The following is a 16,268-nucleotide window of genomic DNA, read 5'->3' as shown; positions in this document are numbered from 1 at the left end:
CCTGAAAGCCTCTAGTTACCTCATACAAAAGGAGCAGGGGGAAGTCAACCCCTCTTTCCTGGTCAGGCTGCAGCGCCGGTGGTGGCGGTGTACAGGGGGGGCGGTTAAAAAAACACAATATCAGGATAATAGTTTTGAGCCGCTCTTGCCGCAGGGGCAGAGCCAGACCCTGGCCGGCTGGCTATTTTTTCAGCGGATAGTGAATCTCATATTTTTTCATCTTGCGCCAGAGGGTGGTTTTATCGATATTCAGGTGGGCGGCAGTCTTTGCCCGGTGACCATCAAAGCGATGTAATGCCGCCCAGATGGTACTGGCCTCGGCATTGGAGAGGGGGTTCATCTGGGCGGGATCGTTGGCCTCGGTCATGGTTTTGGAGACCGAGGCAACCAGTTCCTCGGGGAGACACTCCACATCGATCACCTGGTCTTCGCACATCACAAAACAGTGCTCGATGATATTTTCCAACTCCCTGATATTTCCGGGATAATCATACTGCATCAGGATGTTGAGCACACTGGGGCAGATCGACTCAATATTTTTTTTCTGACTCTTTTGAAATTTTTGAAAAAAATGTTGGACCAGCAGGGGGATATCCTCCCGCCGCTCAGAGAAGGGAGGCAGGCTTATGTGGATAACATTGAGCCGAAAGTAGAGATCGCTGCGGAAGAGCCCCTGTTTGACCTGCTCTTTGAGGTTTTTGTTGGTGGCGGCAATCACCCGGGCATCGGTGCTGATGGTGGTGGTACCTCCCAGGGCTTCAAATTCCTTTTCCTGGAGTACCCGGAGGAGCTTGAGCTGGAGGGCCGGCGAAATATCACCGATCTCATCGAGAAAGATGGTGCCGTGGGCAGCCAGGGAAAAACGACCCAGCTTGTCCTTGGCTGCACCGGTGAAGGCCCCCTTCTTGTAACCGAACAACTCCGATTCGAGCAGGGCATCGGGCAGGGCGGCACAGTTCAGGGCAACAAAGGCGCCTTGCCGCTCACTCAGGTTGTGGATGGCGCGGGCAAAGAGTTCCTTGCCAGAGCCGCTGTCTCCCTCGATCAGGACCGTTGAATTACTCCGGGCAATACAGGGGAGGGTGGAAAATATTTTTTGTATTTTCTTGTTTTTACTGATGATATTTTGGAAGCTGTACTTATGGTCGATCTTTTTCTGGAAGTTGGCGCTGGTGGAGATATCGCGAAAGGTCTCCACCCCTCCGATGATCCGGCGCTGGCTGTCCCGGAGGACCGAGGTGCTGACAATGATCTTTCCGTCATCCCCATCGATATCCTTGATCGTATATTTCCGGTTGAATACATCCCTACCGGTTTCAATGGATTTTCTCAGGGCACACTCTTCCCTGCAGATGTTGGCCCGGAAGAGATCATAGCACTTCATGCCGATCGCCTCCTCCCGGTTGAAACCGGTAATTATCTCCGCAGCCCGGTTAAAGGAGGTGATCTCAAAGTTATGATTCACGGTAAAGGCCCCATCCGGGATGGAGTCAAGAATATTGCTGCTAAAGGAGTCCTGGTCGCTGTTCATGCTCCCGGAACAGGGTCTGGGGGTGCCGCGTTTACCGGCAGGGGTGGTTTTCTTTTTCAAGCGGGCCTTGGCGGAAGATGTCCCCTGGGCTCTTCCCGCTGCCTCCGCAGGTATGCGTCTCTTGCTCCCCAAGGGTTCTCTGCCAAGGGCAGGGTGACGGTTGTTGCTGCGGCCCTGTAATGATGATGAGGGGATTTCACTGTTCTGCATGGGGACTACCTCTGGGAAAAGAACCGACCAATGACCGGATAAGGGGGGCTCCCCGATATCCGGCCTGTTGATCGTATTCAAGGTGATATGACTATACTCTGTTTCTGCCCAGGGGGCAAAAATGCAGCCCATAGATATCACAAGGTTAGCTTGAATGATCGCTTTTTTTTGCCAAGCTTGGCCTTGGGGAAACTATTAAGGTGGGCTTAGGTCTTAATATCGGGCCGCTGCCTGTGGCAGAAAGGTCCGAATCCCAGGTGGTTGGCCAGAAAAGAAACAATGTTCATGATAACCACAGGAAACTGTACTGTAAGGACCTGGTTTGCGCAATATGCTCCTGCTGTTTCTCTCTCAATGGTGGTTCTCGTAACCCGTGAACATGGCTTTGAAGTGGGCCAAGGGGGTATGGCCCAGGGTTGCCAGGTAACAGTGGATAAAGAGAAACGAGGTAAAAAAGAAAAAGAGCAGCACGTGGATGGTGTCGATCACCTTGATCCCTCCCAGGAGGTTGATGTACTCCTCATATCCCTTCACCTTCCAGAGGAACAGGCCGGAAATCATCTGGGCCGGAAGCAGGACCAGCATGATTACCAGGTAGGCCTGTTGCTGGAGGGCATTGAACTTATTCTCTGCAGTCATGGTATGGGGGTTCGGTCTTCCCAGGAAAAAATCAAAGCCGTAATAGCGGGCCTGACGAATCGCCAGACCCACCACCCGGCGCAGGTCCGGGATATAGAGCTTGATCTTGCCTGAGCCCAGGTAGTAGCTCAACCAGAGGAAGTAGTTGGCAATCACCACGAAACCGACATAGTTGTGGAGGTTGATGGCATGACTGAGGGTCATGAGGTTGATACTTTCAGCGTATCGGATCTGGAACCCGGTGAGGATCAGGAAGAGGAATCCAGAGGCATTGATCCAGTGCCACACCCGAACGGGTGCCGGGTGAACATAGTCCATCTGTTGGTTGAGAGCGTGTTGGGGATGCATGGTATGGTCTCCTTGGGAGTAGATGCGGGTATTGGGCTGCTTATTTCTTTGATTTTTTACGCCTGATGGGACTGGTCAGGATTCTGCCCAGCAGGTGCAAGCCCGCCCCACAGGCTCCGCCGGCCAGGATCAGGAGGCCAATCTTGTCAAGGAGCTTTACCCTTGTTCCGCCTAACAGATAGAAATGATTGACATAGTAACTCTGTAAGACCGAGCGGTCGATGGTGCAGCGCTCGATGGAGCCGTCGGCATTGGTGAGCAGGATGGAGACGGTGTTGAAGTAGGGTGAATCTGCGGCATGACAGTTCCCGCAGTCCTTCTGGGCTGAGCCTGACCTGATGTTGTGGGCCAGAGGGTTGATCTCGGCAACCAGCTCAGCCCGGAGGGCGGCATGTACGTCTTTCTGTTTGAGCATCAGGATCAGATCATCAAACTCATCGGTATCGATCTGCTGGTTGCCATTGGTATCAACGGTGGTCATGAAGGCGTCATATTCGATGCCCAGGGTGTCGAGCAGCTGGTCTCCTGAAAGAAACTGGTTGGTGACCAGATCGTAGAATCTGAGGTTGATGGTGCGGGGAACCTCAGGGGCATGGCAGACCACGCACTCGACAAAGGCGAAGTGGGAGTCAGCCGCGGGCAGCCAATCATGGGTATGGGCTGGATTATGGCACTTCAGGCAGACCGAGTTGGCCCGCTCAGAGACCAGGGCCGCTTCCATGGGTTTGACATCATGGTAGCCGTGACAGGCATAACAAGTCATGGTGACCCCTTTTTTACGAATCTCCATGTGAACGCTGTCCTTGAACTCCTCCGCCGACTCTTCATGGCAGGAGCAGCAGCATACCGACTCCAGGGTGGCGGCATGGGGCAGTTCTTCATCCCAGTTGAGTTCTTCGATGTCGGCATGGCAGTCCACACAGGCGATCCCGTTGTCGTTGTGAATGGAGTGGTTGAACGACTCTTCATCGACATAGAGTGATTCGGTGATCTCGGTGTTGAGGATGTTGTCGGTGCTCTCCTTGGTGAGGCTTTCATCACTGTGACACTCCAGGCACTCTGCGTTTTCAACTCCCCAGGCCCAGGAGGGAGAGAGAGAACAGAGGACGAGGATGGCCAGGCCATATCGCAGGTTAAATCCGGTCAAAATGTTCATGGTTTTTCTCCTGAGCAGCTTTCGGTATCAAGCGCTCTCTTCTGGTCAGTCTTGGCTGACTTTTCGTTGCTGTACATTATCTTGTCCGGTCAATGACAACTATATTGACCGTCCTGCTTCCTCGGTTGTAACTGTCGCTGGGCTGGCCTCGTTCCCTGTCTTCGTTTGTGGTTCGGCCTGCTGACTCATCGTTTGGCCCCGGGATGAAGTGATTTCCATCGACTGACCCGGCGTTGAAAGGTCCGCAGCTTGCTGTCGCCGTATTGGCCGGGAAACTTATCCTGCAGATGCCGAAACAGAGTAATGGCCCTGAGCTCGGGGTTTTCCTCTAAAAGCGGTAGGATCTCAAGTTGCCAGACCTGGGCGAAACAGTCCGGATGGGTTCGCCAGTGGCGCCGGCGGTCACCGCCATGGCGGTATTCTCCCTTTTCAATGCGGCGCCCGGAGCGCTCGGATATTCCGGCCATGGCAGCGGCGGTTTTCTGGGTTTTTCCCTGGCTGCGCGCCATGGTGTAGACTTTGATCTGGACTGAATTTATGGGCTTGCCAGACACTGATAACCTCCCTGGTCAAGGGGAACCTCTTTTGCCGATCAGCTGATACGGAGTCGGCCATCTTAATTGCCGCTGACCGGACAGAATAATTGACGTCACCTGGGTACGAATAGAAACACCCCACTCAATCAGGGGCGCGGTCCTGCACACCTTTTGCATTTGCTGTGCCAGGATGGCGAATCGGCACCAACAGGGGCTTGGAGGGTTGGGGTGGGCTTGAACCGTTGCATGATTGCAAGGCTTCTTCCTGGGGGTGTTGCAGGAATGCAATCTTCGGGTTGGGGCAAAAGGCTGGGAGGCGGAAGGGAAAGGGAAGGCAAGGGTGGAGGGTGAGCAGGATGGGCGAGGGGGGAGACGCGTGATCTTTTGCTCAGCTGTGCTCAAGTACTGGCAGCGAGCGACCGCGACCCAGGGGGCACGGCAGAGCAATGGCGCTGGATCAGGAGAGGGGCTTGGGGCAGGAGAACGAGGGGCGGAGCGGCGGCAGCGGCAAGGGATTTGGGAGAGCGAGGCTGTCTCCCTGCGTCCTTGCGGGCCTGGGAGACAGCCAGGGGTGAGCGCTCTACCGGTCGACAGGCAGGCGCTGGAGCAATCAGGCAGCCATCACCGGTTCACCGCTCTCTTCGGCAGTGATCCGTTTGTCAATGGAGTAACCTATCAACCCGTAACAGGCGGCAAAAAGGGCTCCGTTGAGCAGGTTGATCAAGACCAGCTGGGAGGCGGTGATGGTCGTGTTCAACTCCAAGACTCCAGTCCCCAACAGGCAGAGATAGCCCACCGAACCATGGGTCAGGTTGGCGATCAGGCCGACCAGGCCCAGCAGTTTGCCAATCAGGGGGATATAGGTCATTTTCAGTAAACCAAAACTTACCGGAGCGATGACTGCGCCCATGGAAACACCGTTCCAGAGCCATCTGTTCTTGAGATGGTAATGTTTGGTCAGGTGGAAGCAGGATAAAGGCACTATTGCAAGAAAAATTAACCATTGGCTCATGAGGGCTCTCCCTTGTTGTGGTTTGAGAGCTACCAGTACTGTCAGCCAGCCGATAGGCTCTCTCTTTGTCCTCTGTTGGTTTTGAGGAAATATGGCGATTGTACCTGGAGGGTTGCATGATATGTGCCAGCTGTCTGTTGTGGTTTTTGTCCTTTTATTCCGTATTGTTATTGTCGTGGGCTGCAGGCTCTTGCCAGAGGGGCTTGCAACCTTGCAATGGTTGCATTGCACGCTTTGCACTGTCCCGGAACCGGGCTTCTGGCAAACAGGTCTATGCCTTTTCCGGTTCAGGAGGCATCGGTTGAGGGAGCAGGAAGACGACTCTGGAGCCGTGAGCCCGCCTGGGGCGGGGCGGTGATTGGTCATGGCCCAGTGAAAGATAGGGGGAGGTGGAGGTCAGGCTGAGAAGCGCGCCTGGACGAAGCAGAGTACAGACTCGAGTGAGGAGGAGAGAGGCGGGAAAGGATCCTCTCCAAGATCTCTGCTCGTCCGGCGCATCCAGCGCATCAGCCGCAGTAGCAGCTACAGAAGGGCCGGAAGGGTTCGGCAGGGCTTCCCCCAGTCGGCCCCGGTCTTTTACGTCAGGAAGCAGCAGGGGGAGCAGTTCGCTGTTTTCAGGTACCGGTAACGGCGCACCAGAATTGTCGGATCAGGGTAAGCGGTCCGTTGATGGTTAAGCCGTAAATCAGGCAAGATAGGCCCCAGATCCCGATCAGTGCCGACAGCCCCAGGCCGACATTGAGGACAAAGCGTGAACATTCGGCGCCAGGTTCAACCTGACTGCTGAGTGGAACGTGTACGCTGGAGGAAAGTTCGGTTTGTGCCTTCATTTATGCTGTCCTTGTCCGCTGCTTGTCGGATGCTGAGGTTGAATGGTGCTTGGCGGAGATCCTCCTGTCGGAGGCGTGAGCGACGTATATTGGTATTGGACTTAATCTTTGCATCAAGCGTGCCATAAAATCAGAAGGGATGCGCTGACAGGAGGAGCAGGGAGGGTGTTGGCAGGGAACTTGCCCGGCGAAGTGCTGTTCAGGCGGGCAAGCCTGGAGCGGTGGGGAAGGAGTGTCTTTGACAGGGACGGGATTGAGCGGGGAGGGGCTGCCTCGGGATCTGTTTCAGCCGTATCATTCGCTTCAGCAGCTTCAGCAGCTTCAGCAGCTTCAGCCGGGAGGGAGCACCGAGGGATCCAGGGGAATCAGCAAGCTGGTTCGGGGCAGGGTCCCTGTGGTTTCCCCCTGTTGCTGCAGTTTGCCGTTGAAGCGTGCCACCATGGCTCTACAGCTGGACAGGGATGGCCAGGGGGGAAGAGGATCTCCTGCCGGGGCTGTCTCCATATCCAGGGGCGAGATGCTAATGCACAGCTCCGGCTTGGTTCCGCTACCCGGAGCTGCGCTGAGCTCGATCCTTGCCTCATCCTCGCCTCTGGCAAGGGCGCTCAGGTTGGCTTCTGCCTGGTGGATCAGGGTAAGGAGAACCACCTGGATCTCGATCAGAGGTCCGCTCAGCCTGGGAAGATCCTGGGCAAGGGCGGTCTTCAGGACGATCCTCTTCTGCCTGAAGCGTCCCTGAACCAGGTGCTGAATGGAGGTGATCAGGCGCTCCGGGGAACAGCCTGCCACTGCAGTCGGTTCCGGGCTGACCAGTTGGTTGAAATCTGCGGCCAGCCGGGAAATTTTTCGTTCTTCGCCATGGAGTTTCTCCAGGAGCAGCAACTCGTCTTCCCGCTCCCCGCAAGCGGTGTTGAGATCGACCAGGGCCTGGGCGTAGTTGAGGCTGCCGTTGGAGAGGTTGGTTATCTCATGGGCCATGGAGCTGGAGAGTTCACCGGCTATGGCAAGACTGTAGAGCTCAGCCGGAACGGGCGCCGTTTCAGGGCGGTCCGGGGTCTGGGCCCTTGCTTGGTGCTGCCTGCGGAGCTGACCGATGTGGAGGCAGAGGAATTCGAGGGCGCTGACCTCGAGATCACTGAACGAGCCGCCTTCACTGCGGTAGACCGTGACAATGGTATCAACGTCTCCGTTGGGACCGTTGATGGGGAAGGAAGCGCTGACCACGCTCTGGCTCTCAAGGGCCAGTGCCTTGCGCAGGGAGAGAGGGATCCCGTCGTAGCTGGTCTGAACAATGGCGGTGGCCTCTGTGTCCAAGGCCTTGCGGGCGCTGTCACAGAGGCTGCCTTCCTGATGGCAGAACTCGATGAAATGTTCGATGGTCTGTCGACACTGGCTGGGAGAACTGGAGACACAGCCACAGCCGGTGATAGGGGTGGGAACGTGTCCCTGATGGGGGTACTGGCCTACCCAGACCAGGAAGTAGTCGGGATTGGTTTGCAGCACCGAGCAGAGGGTCTCCCAGTCATCCTGGTGGTCAAAGGACTCTGGCAGGGTCTGGAGGAGATTGTTGAGGCAGATCCGGAAATGGTCCAGTTGTCGCTGCCGTGCCTGTTGCCGGTGGAGGTGGCTGGTCAGCGACTGGACCGATGCCGGCAGGGTCCCGGCCTTTAAGGGGCCGTGAGCCGCCTCCTCTGCAGGAGAGACGATGGTGGTTGCCAGGCGCATGATGGGTACCGCCACGCTGCGATGGATCAGGAGGAGGACTGTACTGGTGAGGAAGAGGATCAGGGCCAGGGAGCCGATGATAACGTTATAGAGTCCCAGGAGGAGAGAGCGGGTGTGCTCATCCAGGAGGGTGTGGAATTGGAGGAGGTAGTTGCTGATATGGTTCAGGGAGGTGGTCAGCCTGCCCAACTGCTCGATGCTCAGGCTCGAGCTGGAATCGCTGATGGCCCGGAGCTGAACCACCAGGCCCATGAGATCCACCTGGGAGAGAAAGGAGATCTTGAACTCTTCGGGGATGGCGATATCGTCGCTGATACTCTTCAATTCCCGCTCAAAACCGAGGAGCTCGTCACCGGCCTTGCGGGCATTGATGGTCTTGCCGGCCACCAGGGACTCGTTGAGGTGTTCTTTGATGGAGGTGAACTGGAAGATGATCTGATCGGAGCGGGAGAGGATCTCTTCGCAGTGACCGTAACGGTGATACTGTTGGATGCCCAGGACGGTGACTGCCGCAAGCAGGACCACCACCACCAGGGTTACGGTGGGGAAGAGCTTTCTTAGTTCTACCTTGCCTAAAAAAGAATGCATACCAGTGTTCCCTCAAATACGTTACAGGGCCTGCGGCCGTCAACTTCTCTGCAATCGGCCCGCAGTCAGCAGGACGGTCCTGCCGGAGCAGAACTAGGTATTACTGGTATCGCAATAGCTGGTCAATAAATAATACCGTTTTTATCCAAAATTTCCTTGCAGGTTATGCCGATTTTTCCTGCGCAGGCTCAATGGGCCAGAGAGCATTATGCAGGGCCCTTTCTGGCATGCGTGGTGCGCCGATTTCTCTTGACAGACTCGGCTTTGTACATTAGCAGCTGAACCATCATGGAGCGGCTATGAAGGGAAAACAAAAAGCACTCATCGAGGCCAAGGCCAAGGTGCTCAAGGCCCTGGGGCATCCGACCCGGCTCTGGCTGGCGGAACAGTTGGCTGATGGTGAGAAGTGTGTCTGTGAGTTGGCAGAGCCCCTTGAGGCAGATTTTTCCACCATCTCAAAGCATCTCTCCGTCCTCAAGGAGGCCGGGGTCATTGCCGGCCAGAAACGCGGCAAGATGGTCTACTATCGCCTGAAGGTACCCTGTATTCTCAAGTATATGCCCTGTGTTGAGGCGGTGATTGAGGCCGGTATCAAGGAACAGGCAGAGTTGCTGGAGTGATTTTTTTTTGGGTTTTGTTTGGTTGTTTTGCCAAATAACCTTGTTTGCAGCGGTCTTGGGAGAGGTTGGCTGGGTCGTGCCCGTCTGCCCCATTCCTGAGGGGCCGTAGCCGTCAGGGTAGAAAATTTTTGATCAAGGAGAAGCAGAGAATGAACCAGTTGAACCAGTTGGACCAGTTGGATCGGGTAGTCGCGGCGATGGATTTTGACTTTTTAGGCAGGGGCGAACATGCAATGGGGCTTGACGGCCTTCATCGGTGCCTGGGAGATGAGCACTATTATTTTCTCGATGTCCGTTCAGACCAGGAGGCTGCCCTTGTAGCCTTCCCCTTTGCCTGCCATATCCCCCTTAAGAAGCTGCCCAGCCGTCTGGATGAGCTGCCTCAGGAGAGGTGCATTGTCGCCTTCTGCTCCTCGATCTTTCGAGCTGCCGTGGCCTACACCTATCTTAAGGCCAAGGGCTTTGCAGAGGTCAAGGGGCTGAGCGTGCCCCTGGAAGAGATGGTCCTGGCCTTTAAGCCGGGTCCCCTTGCAAAGAGGTGACCTTTTCTTCGCTCTTTGGAGAACAAGTTGTGGCCATCCCCTATCCCTTTTTTCCTGCAGGAGTCTATGGATTTCCTAACCCTTATCGTCGCCCTGCTCTCCTTTGGCCTGAGTTTTGTCTTTGCCCTGGGGGGAGTGGGCTCGGCCCTGGTCCTGATTCCGGTCCTCACCTGGTTGGGGATTCCCTTTATCCAGGCCAGGCCCATCGGCCTCTTTGTCAACGGGGTCAGCATGCTGGGCGCCACCTTTTCCAACATCAGGCAGAAGCGGCTGGATTATCGCCTGGGGCTGCCCATCATTCTTGCCTCTGCGCTCCTGGCTCCGGTTGGCGCCCTGGTGGGGCACCAGGTATCTGCCCGTGCGGTGCTGCTGGTCTTTATCGCCTTTCTCTTCTTCTCAGGGATGATGATTCTCTTTTTCAAGGGGGCCAGCCACAGCGATCGTTACCGCGAGGACCTCTCCCTGTTCGGGCGCCTGCTGGTGGGGGTGGCGGCTGGATTTTTCTCCGGTTTGCTGGGTGTGGGCGGGGGAGGGGTGATTTCGCCGCTCTTGATCATTCAGGGGGTGCATCCGAAAAAGGTGACCACGATCACCGCCTTTGCCGTGCCCTTTTCTTCGTTTTCCGCCTTTCTGACCTACCTGGCCATGGGATCGGTGTCGTGGACGATTCTGGCGGTGGCCGGACTCAGCGCCTGGTGCGGCGGCTATCTGGGAACCATGGTGATGCACCAGCGGATGCGTCCTGGAACCGTGAGAAGGATCCTGGGGGTTGTCCTCCTGCTGCTTGGCCTGCGTCTGCTCTTTCAGCTCAGCTGAGGGGAGGCGGAGAGCACCCTGATAGAGTGGCTGGCTTCCGGTGGCCGTTGTCAGGATCTTATCCCCTTTTCCGGGGAACCGGCAAAGGCGCGGGGCAGGCCAGGGAAAAGAAGAGGGACAGCGCAGCCCGGGTGAGCTGTGCTGCCCCTCACGGGCGGACCGGGCTATTCAACCATCTTGTTGGGCAGAAAGGAGACGATCTCTGGTGCGGCGGTGATCAGGATCACCATCAGGATCATGATCAGGAAAAAGGGGAAGGTGGCCTTGAGGATATTGCCCACTCTTTCTCCGGAGATCCCCTCGATTACAAAGATGCTGAATCCCACCGGCGGGGTGATCTGGGAGAGCTCCACCATGAAGACCAGAAAGATCCCGAACCAGAGGGGTTCGAAGCCTGCGGCCACGATGATGGGCAGGACAATGGGCAGGGTCATCACAACGATGGAGATTCCGTCCAGGATCATCCCCAGGATCAGGTACATCACGGCCACCACCACGATCAGCAGGTAGGGCGAGAGACCAAGCCCTGAAATATAGAGGCTCAGTGCCCGGGCAATGCCGACAAAGCCCACAACCTGGGAGAGGAAGGCGGCGCCCACGATGATAAAGGAGATCATGGAGGTGGTCTTGACCGCAGAGAGGACGGCCTCCCGGAAGTTGGCCAGGGTCAGGTTCCTGAACCAGAGCGCCAGGCCAAAGGCGCCCACCACCCCGATGGCGGCCGCCTCGGTGGGGGTGGTTATCCCCAGGTAGATACCGCCCAGGACGATGACGATCAGCAGCAGGACCGGAAAGAGCTCCCTGGAGGAGCGGAGCTTTTCCCTGAAGGTATAATGTTCCTCCTCCTCGGGCATGACCGCCGGGTTGAGCAGGGCCCGGATCACGATGTAGATCGCATAGGCCGAGGCCAGCAGCAGTCCGGGGATGATCCCGGCAATAAACAGCTTGCCGATGGAGGTGTCTGAGAGGATCCCGTAGATGATCATGATCAGGCTGGGCGGGATCAGGAAGCCCAGGGTTCCGGCACCGGCCAGGGAACCGATGGCAATCCCCCGGTCATAGCCCCGTTTGGAGAGTTCGTCCAGGGTGATCTTGCCCACCGTAGCCGTGGTTGCGGCACTGGAACCTGAGACCGCTGCAAACAGGGAACAGGCCACCACGTTGATGTGGAGCAGCCGACCCGGGATGTTGGCGAGCCAGGGCTGGAGGCCGTTGAGCAGGCGGGTGGAGATCTGGGTTCGGTAGAGGATCTCGCCCATCAGGATGAACAGCGGCAGGGCGGTCAGTGACCAGGAGTTGGTGCTGTTCCAGATGGAGTTGGCCAGGAGGCCGCCGATCTTGTCCCAGATGGAGATGGTGGGCGGCAGGTTGAGCTGGAAGAGCAACATTCCGGCAAGTCCTGAGGCCATCAGGGAGAAGCCGATCCACAGACCGGAGAGCAGCAGGAGAAACATGATCCCGAACAGGGCAATGGTCAGGATTAAGGGGTCGGAGATGATAGCAGCCTCCTCAGGAAATCGCTTGCCAGCTGCAGGATGAAGAGCAGCAGGCCCACAGGGATTACCAACTGGGGAATATAGATGGGGGTTTCAGAGATGGAGTCGGCGGTCATGCCCAGGTCCCAGACATCGTAGGTCATCAGTATGGCATGATAGAGGGCAAAGCAGGAAAGGGCCAGGGCAATGGCCAGCACCACAAGGTCCAGGTAGCGCTGTCCCTTCCTGGAGAGCCGGCCGCGGATGATGGAGATCCGGATGTGGGCCTGTTCCTTCATCGAAAAGGCCAGGCCGGCCATGACCACCACCACGAAAAAGTAGGCACTGTACTCATCGCCGATCAGGGTCGAGCTGTTGAACAGGGTGCGGGCGATGATCTCGACGACGATGAGGAGGACAATCAGGAGCATGAACAGGCCGGAGAGATAGCCTCCGGCCTGGGAACATGCCTCAATCACGGCGATCAGACGTTTCATCAGTTAAGATACCTGTTGAGTAGGGCCGCCTCAGCCTTCTTGGCCTTCTTGAGGAACTTGAGCTGAATCTTCCGGGCCGCAGCATCCAGCTCGGCGGCGAAGGCCGCGTCTTCCTGGCTCACCTTGATGCCGTTCTGCTCGATGATCTTCTGGGCCTCTTCACTGCGTGTCTGGGAGTTGGCCCACTGGGCCGCCTCGGTATCTGCAGCTGCCTTGAGCATGGCCTCCTGCTGCTCAGGGCTCAGGGCATGCCAGTAATCCAGGTTGATACAGACCATGTTCAAGGGATAGGCGTAGTTGATGGGTTTGAAGTTGTTGAGCACTTCCCAGAACTTGCCGTTTTTGGCCGACTCGGTAGAGGTCAGTACCGAGTCGATCATGCCGGTACGCAGGGAGGCATAGACCTCACCCCAGGGCATGGACAGGGGCATCCCGCCCATGGCCTTGAGGAATTCGGCACCATTCTTGTCGTAGGTACGGGTCTTGCTGCCCTGGATGTCGGCACTGCTGTTGATCATCTTCTTGGTCACCAGTCCACTGGGCGGCCAGGGGGCGGCGTAGAGGAGTTTCTGGTTCCATTTTTGGGCTGCTTTCTCATAGAGGGGCTTGGCATCCAGGTAGAGGGCGTGGGCCTCGTCATAGGACTTGACCAGGCGGGGCAGGGAGCTGATTCCAAAGACATGGGAGCTGCCGGCAACCACCCCCATGAGAATATCAGACATCGCTACCTGGCCGTCTTTCACCACCTTCAACAGTTCCGGTCCCTTGAAGCCGAGGCTGCCGCCGGGGTGAACGGTGATCAGCACCGTGCCCCTGGAGTACCCTTCAACCCGTTTGGCAAAGTCACTGGCCCCCTGGGTGTGGAAGCTGGAGGCACCGTAGACGGCATTGAGGTCCAGTTTGCTGGGACCTGTGGCCCAAACCGAGTGGGCTGCAAAAAGAATCAGGGCCGTAAGGATGGATACGCTGGGTAATCTTTTCATCGAGCTTGTGCTCCCTTGTTTAAGATGGGTGGGTGGATCTACCGTCATGGGGCCCGGGCTGGATGCGGCCAAGCCTATGGATTGTCGAGTCAGCTGTGACCGGCTCTCCCCAGGCGTGATCCGTGCCTGAGCTGTTTAGAGCTGAAACAGGTAGTGGTTGACCTTTGACCTGAATATCTCACTGTTAAAATATGCCCTTCCCATGGATGCAAATGATTGCACCGAGAGGTCCAGCTCTTTCAGCCGGGCCAGCATCGAGGCATGCCGGCGGTATATCGTATGGGCCTGCTCAACGCTGACCTGCTGAAAACGGATCCGGTCCCCGGGCATGGCCTGGGCCAGCTTGCCGATATCTGAGCTGATCACGGTGGCGATCTTGGCATAGCCGCCGACGGTCTGCTCGGAGAGCAAAATGATCGGGTCCCCGCCCTCGGGAATCTGGATGCCTCCGGGCAGGCTCGGTTCCGAGATGATGCTTGCCGGCATGCCGGGATCCAGGCGGATCTTGGTCCCTTCCAATCGATAGCCCATCCGGTTGACCTGGGGAGAGACGGTGAACTCGCTGTTAAAAAATGTCACCAGGCTCTGGCTGAAGTAGTCTTCCTGGGGCCCGGCAATGGCCCTGATGGTCCAGTTCGTCTGGTATTCCGGGATATAGGGGTCGGGGATGGCCCGCTCCACCCAGGGGGGATCGTTGCCGCGGTCAAGGATCCCCTGGGGGAGGACATCCCCCTGCCTGAGGGGGCGGCCCTCATGACCGCCAAAACCGGCCCCGGTGTAGCAGGATCTGCTGCCCATCACCAGGGGCACGTCGATCCCTCCGCCTAGGGCCAGGTAGGCCCGGCAGCCCCTGGAGGCAATGCCCATGGTGATCAGGTCTCCTGGCTGGACTGCAAAGGAGCGCCAGCCGCCAAGGTGCTGCCCGTTATGGAGCAGTTCCATCTCGGCCCCGGTGAGGGCGAGCACACAGGGGCTCAGGATTCTTATGCTGGGACCGGCAAAGGTAATCTCCAGCAGGGCCGCTTCCGCCGGGTTGCCGACCAGGAGGTTGGCCAGCTGGGCGGCATACCCATCCAGGACTCCGCAGGGGGGGACGCCGTACTGCTGATAGCCGTAGCGGCCCTGGTCCTGCACCGTGGTAAAGGCGCCGGGCTGAAGAATCTCCAGTGCCCCGCTCATTTCCGCTGCTCCCCGCGCAAACGAAGATACTCATCCCTGCTGATGGGGCTAAACCTGAGGAGATCACCGGCCTTGAGCAGGAAGGGACGGTCGTGTCCGGGGTCAAACAGGGGACAGGGGCACCTGCCGATGAGCTGCCAGCCGCCTGGACTGGCGATGGGGTAGATCCCGGTCTGACTGTTGGCAATGCCCACGGAGCCGGCCGGGACCAGGGTGCGCGGCGTGGCCAGTCTGGGGGTGTGGATCTTTTCCGAGAGCCCGCCCAGGTAGGGAAAACCAGGGGTGAAACCGATCATGTAAACCGGGTAAAGGGGTGCAGAGTGGATGGCGACGACCTCTGCCGGGCTGAGCCGGTTATGGGCCGCCACCCGGGCCAGATCCTCGCCAAATTCTCCGCCGTAACAGACCGGCAGTTCCACCACCCGTGCCTCGGGTAGAGCGGTGTGTTCCAACTCATCATAGAGGGCGAGCAGGGCCTGGCGCAGGGTCTCAGGTTTGGTCTGGAGGGGATCGTAGATCACGGCCAGGGAGCGGTAGCCGGGGATGATCTCAACCACTCCCTGAAGCCTTGTCCGCTCCAGTACCAGGCTGAGTCCGCGAATTTTTTGGTTGATCTCCGGATCGATGCCTGTGCCCAACTCCATCAGCATGCCCCGGTCGCCGGCAGGGCGAAAGATCGGTTCAGGGTAGAGGCCCCCCTGTGGGGAAGGGCGGCTCATCCCTGCTGTTCCATGGCTGGCTTCACCCGGATGCCTGCCTTTTCCAGGGACTGGCGGATGGTCTTGGCCAGGCTGCCGGCCTGGGCAGTGTCTCCATGGAGGCAGAGGGTCTCGGCCTGAATCTCGATGGCCTGGCCTTTGGTATCCACAATCCGGCCCTCCTCGGCCATCATCAGGGCCCGCTCGGCGATCTCTGCAGGGTCGTGCTTGACTGCCCCCTCCATGGAACGGGGGGCCAGGTTGCCGTCCGGCGTATAGGCACGGTCCGGAAAAGCCTCGTAGATCACCCTGAGGCCGAATTCCTTACCCACCTTTGCCATCAGTCGTCCCTTTTCGCCGGCCAGGGCAATGAAGGCGATCTGCGGGTTGACCCGGACAATCCCTTCGGCAATGGATCGGGCGATCTCCACGCTTTCAACGGCCTTGAGGTAGAGGCTGCCATGGGGTTTGACGTGGCTGACCCGGGTGTGATGCACTGCACAGAAGGCCTGGAGGGCTCCAAGCTGGTAGATGATATAGTTACGGATCTCCAGCGGGCTGAGGTGCATGGGGCGACGGCCGAAACCCATCAGGTCCGGGTAGCCGGGATGGGCACCGATGTTGACCTGGTGACTAACCGCCAGCTGAATGGTCTGGTCCATGACCATGGGGTCGCCGGCATGCCAGCCGCAGGCAATGTTGGCCGAGGTGATATGGGGCATCACCTCCTGGTCGGCACCCATCTGGTAGGCACCGTAGCTCTCACCCATGTCACAGTTGAGGTCAATGTATTTCACTCGCTCACCACGTCTCTCTTGGAGGAGCTCCGCTCAGATGAACTGGTCTTGGCAGGCAGCACGGCTCTCTGACCAATGCTGCCAGC

At 57.8% G+C, this 16,268-nt stretch carries 16 protein-coding genes; 3 read left to right on the top strand and 13 right to left on the bottom strand.

Annotation, left to right across the window (positions count from 1 at the left end; genetic code table 11):
• Positions 1-181 precede the first annotated feature (181 nt).
• From G494_RS0101810 to G494_RS0101775, 7 genes are all read right to left on the bottom strand, one after another.
• Positions 182-1,741 (bottom strand): sigma-54 interaction domain-containing protein, encoded by a 1,560-nt coding sequence (locus G494_RS0101810; protein ID WP_232362461.1) that lies wholly within the window; start codon positions 1,739-1,741, stop codon positions 182-184.
• Between the two features lie 351 nt (positions 1,742-2,092).
• Positions 2,093-2,728, bottom strand: a complete 636-nt coding sequence (locus G494_RS0101800) for a cytochrome b/b6 domain-containing protein (protein ID WP_028583153.1) — start codon at positions 2,726-2,728, stop codon at positions 2,093-2,095.
• A 40-nt stretch (positions 2,729-2,768) separates the two neighbouring features.
• On the bottom strand, positions 2,769-3,884 hold the full coding sequence (locus G494_RS0101795; protein WP_028583152.1) for a hypothetical protein: 1,116 nt from the start codon (positions 3,882-3,884) through the stop codon (positions 2,769-2,771).
• A 185-nt stretch (positions 3,885-4,069) separates the two neighbouring features.
• Positions 4,070-4,438 carry a hypothetical protein gene (locus G494_RS0101790; RefSeq protein ID WP_028583151.1) on the bottom strand — a complete coding sequence of 123 codons (369 nt, stop codon included), beginning with the start codon at positions 4,436-4,438 and terminating at the stop codon, positions 4,070-4,072.
• A 592-nt stretch (positions 4,439-5,030) separates the two neighbouring features.
• Positions 5,031-5,432, bottom strand: coding sequence for a hypothetical protein (locus G494_RS0101780; protein WP_153305728.1), 402 nt, complete (start codon positions 5,430-5,432; stop codon positions 5,031-5,033).
• 614 nt (positions 5,433-6,046) lie between these two features.
• Positions 6,047-6,262, bottom strand: a complete 216-nt coding sequence (locus tag G494_RS26565) for a hypothetical protein (protein WP_153305727.1) — start codon at positions 6,260-6,262, stop codon at positions 6,047-6,049.
• Positions 6,263-6,592: 330 nt separating this feature from the next.
• Entirely contained in the window at positions 6,593-8,575 is a 1,983-nt protein-coding gene (locus G494_RS0101775) for a sensor histidine kinase (RefSeq protein WP_028583149.1), read from the bottom strand.
• Between the two features lie 299 nt (positions 8,576-8,874).
• On the opposite strand from G494_RS0101775, the gene G494_RS0101770 reads away from it, so the two are divergent.
• The 3 genes from G494_RS0101770 (at position 8,875) to G494_RS0101760 (ending at position 10,553) form a co-directional block, all read left to right on the top strand.
• Positions 8,875-9,195, top strand: coding sequence for an ArsR/SmtB family transcription factor (locus G494_RS0101770; RefSeq protein WP_028583148.1), 321 nt, complete (start codon positions 8,875-8,877; stop codon positions 9,193-9,195).
• 149 nt (positions 9,196-9,344) lie between these two features.
• A complete protein-coding gene (locus G494_RS0101765) occupies positions 9,345-9,737 on the top strand; it encodes a rhodanese-like domain-containing protein (RefSeq protein ID WP_028583147.1) in 393 nt (130 codons plus the stop codon).
• A gap of 66 nt (positions 9,738-9,803) precedes the next feature.
• A complete protein-coding gene (locus tag G494_RS0101760) occupies positions 9,804-10,553 on the top strand; it encodes a sulfite exporter TauE/SafE family protein (protein ID WP_028583146.1) in 750 nt (249 codons plus the stop codon).
• A gap of 164 nt (positions 10,554-10,717) precedes the next feature.
• Here the strand turns inward: G494_RS0101760 and G494_RS0101755 are convergent, their stop codons facing one another.
• From G494_RS0101755 to G494_RS0101730, 6 genes are all read right to left on the bottom strand, one after another.
• On the bottom strand, positions 10,718-12,052 hold the full coding sequence (locus tag G494_RS0101755) for a TRAP transporter large permease (protein WP_028583145.1): 1,335 nt from the start codon (positions 12,050-12,052) through the stop codon (positions 10,718-10,720).
• Positions 12,034-12,525, bottom strand: coding sequence for a TRAP transporter small permease subunit (locus tag G494_RS0101750; RefSeq protein ID WP_028583144.1), 492 nt, complete (start codon positions 12,523-12,525; stop codon positions 12,034-12,036). The genes G494_RS0101755 and G494_RS0101750 overlap by 19 nt, the downstream gene beginning before the upstream one ends.
• On the bottom strand, positions 12,525-13,508 hold the full coding sequence (locus G494_RS0101745; protein ID WP_028583143.1) for a TRAP transporter substrate-binding protein: 984 nt from the start codon (positions 13,506-13,508) through the stop codon (positions 12,525-12,527). The genes G494_RS0101750 and G494_RS0101745 overlap by 1 nt, the downstream gene beginning before the upstream one ends.
• A 135-nt stretch (positions 13,509-13,643) precedes the next feature.
• Positions 13,644-14,687 carry a 5-oxoprolinase subunit C family protein gene (locus tag G494_RS21425; RefSeq protein ID WP_051305246.1) on the bottom strand — a complete coding sequence of 348 codons (1,044 nt, stop codon included), beginning with the start codon at positions 14,685-14,687 and terminating at the stop codon, positions 13,644-13,646.
• A complete protein-coding gene (gene pxpB / locus G494_RS0101735) occupies positions 14,684-15,406 on the bottom strand; it encodes a 5-oxoprolinase subunit PxpB (protein ID WP_028583142.1) in 723 nt (240 codons plus the stop codon). Before pxpB ends, G494_RS21425 begins: the two co-directional genes overlap by 4 nt.
• Positions 15,403-16,173, bottom strand: a complete 771-nt coding sequence (locus tag G494_RS0101730) for a LamB/YcsF family protein (RefSeq protein ID WP_028583141.1) — start codon at positions 16,171-16,173, stop codon at positions 15,403-15,405. The genes pxpB and G494_RS0101730 overlap by 4 nt, the downstream gene beginning before the upstream one ends.
• Between the last annotated feature and the right edge of the window lie 95 nt (positions 16,174-16,268).

It is taken from the genome of Desulfogranum mediterraneum DSM 13871 (genome assembly GCF_000429965.1).
Lineage (GTDB): Bacteria > Desulfobacterota > Desulfobulbia > Desulfobulbales > Desulfobulbaceae > Desulfogranum > Desulfogranum mediterraneum.
Note: the sequence above shows the minus strand (reverse complement) of the source record. Positions and strands in the feature narration are given on the sequence as shown.

Excerpts from the sequence above, each read along its gene's own strand:
- G494_RS0101810 (WP_232362461.1), bottom strand. The coding sequence starts at position 1,741 with ATGCAGAACAGTGAAATCCCCTCATCATCATTACAGGGCCGCAGCAAC.
- G494_RS0101760 (WP_028583146.1), top strand. The coding sequence starts at position 9,804 with ATGGATTTCCTAACCCTTATCGTCGCCCTGCTCTCCTTTGGCCTGAGT.
- G494_RS26565 (WP_153305727.1), bottom strand. The coding sequence starts at position 6,262 with ATGAAGGCACAAACCGAACTTTCCTCCAGCGTACACGTTCCACTCAGC.
- pxpB (WP_028583142.1), bottom strand. The coding sequence starts at position 15,406 with ATGAGCCGCCCTTCCCCACAGGGGGGCCTCTACCCTGAACCGATCTTT.
- G494_RS0101745 (WP_028583143.1), bottom strand. The coding sequence starts at position 13,508 with ATGAAAAGATTACCCAGCGTATCCATCCTTACGGCCCTGATTCTTTTT.
- G494_RS0101795 (WP_028583152.1), bottom strand. The coding sequence starts at position 3,884 with ATGAACATTTTGACCGGATTTAACCTGCGATATGGCCTGGCCATCCTC.
- G494_RS0101800 (WP_028583153.1), bottom strand. The coding sequence starts at position 2,728 with ATGCATCCCCAACACGCTCTCAACCAACAGATGGACTATGTTCACCCG.
- G494_RS21425 (WP_051305246.1), bottom strand. The coding sequence starts at position 14,687 with ATGAGCGGGGCACTGGAGATTCTTCAGCCCGGCGCCTTTACCACGGTG.
- G494_RS0101765 (WP_028583147.1), top strand. The coding sequence starts at position 9,345 with ATGAACCAGTTGAACCAGTTGGACCAGTTGGATCGGGTAGTCGCGGCG.
- G494_RS0101775 (WP_028583149.1), bottom strand. The coding sequence starts at position 8,575 with ATGCATTCTTTTTTAGGCAAGGTAGAACTAAGAAAGCTCTTCCCCACC.
- G494_RS0101750 (WP_028583144.1), bottom strand. The coding sequence starts at position 12,525 with ATGAAACGTCTGATCGCCGTGATTGAGGCATGTTCCCAGGCCGGAGGC.
- G494_RS0101780 (WP_153305728.1), bottom strand. The coding sequence starts at position 5,432 with ATGAGCCAATGGTTAATTTTTCTTGCAATAGTGCCTTTATCCTGCTTC.
- G494_RS0101770 (WP_028583148.1), top strand. The coding sequence starts at position 8,875 with ATGAAGGGAAAACAAAAAGCACTCATCGAGGCCAAGGCCAAGGTGCTC.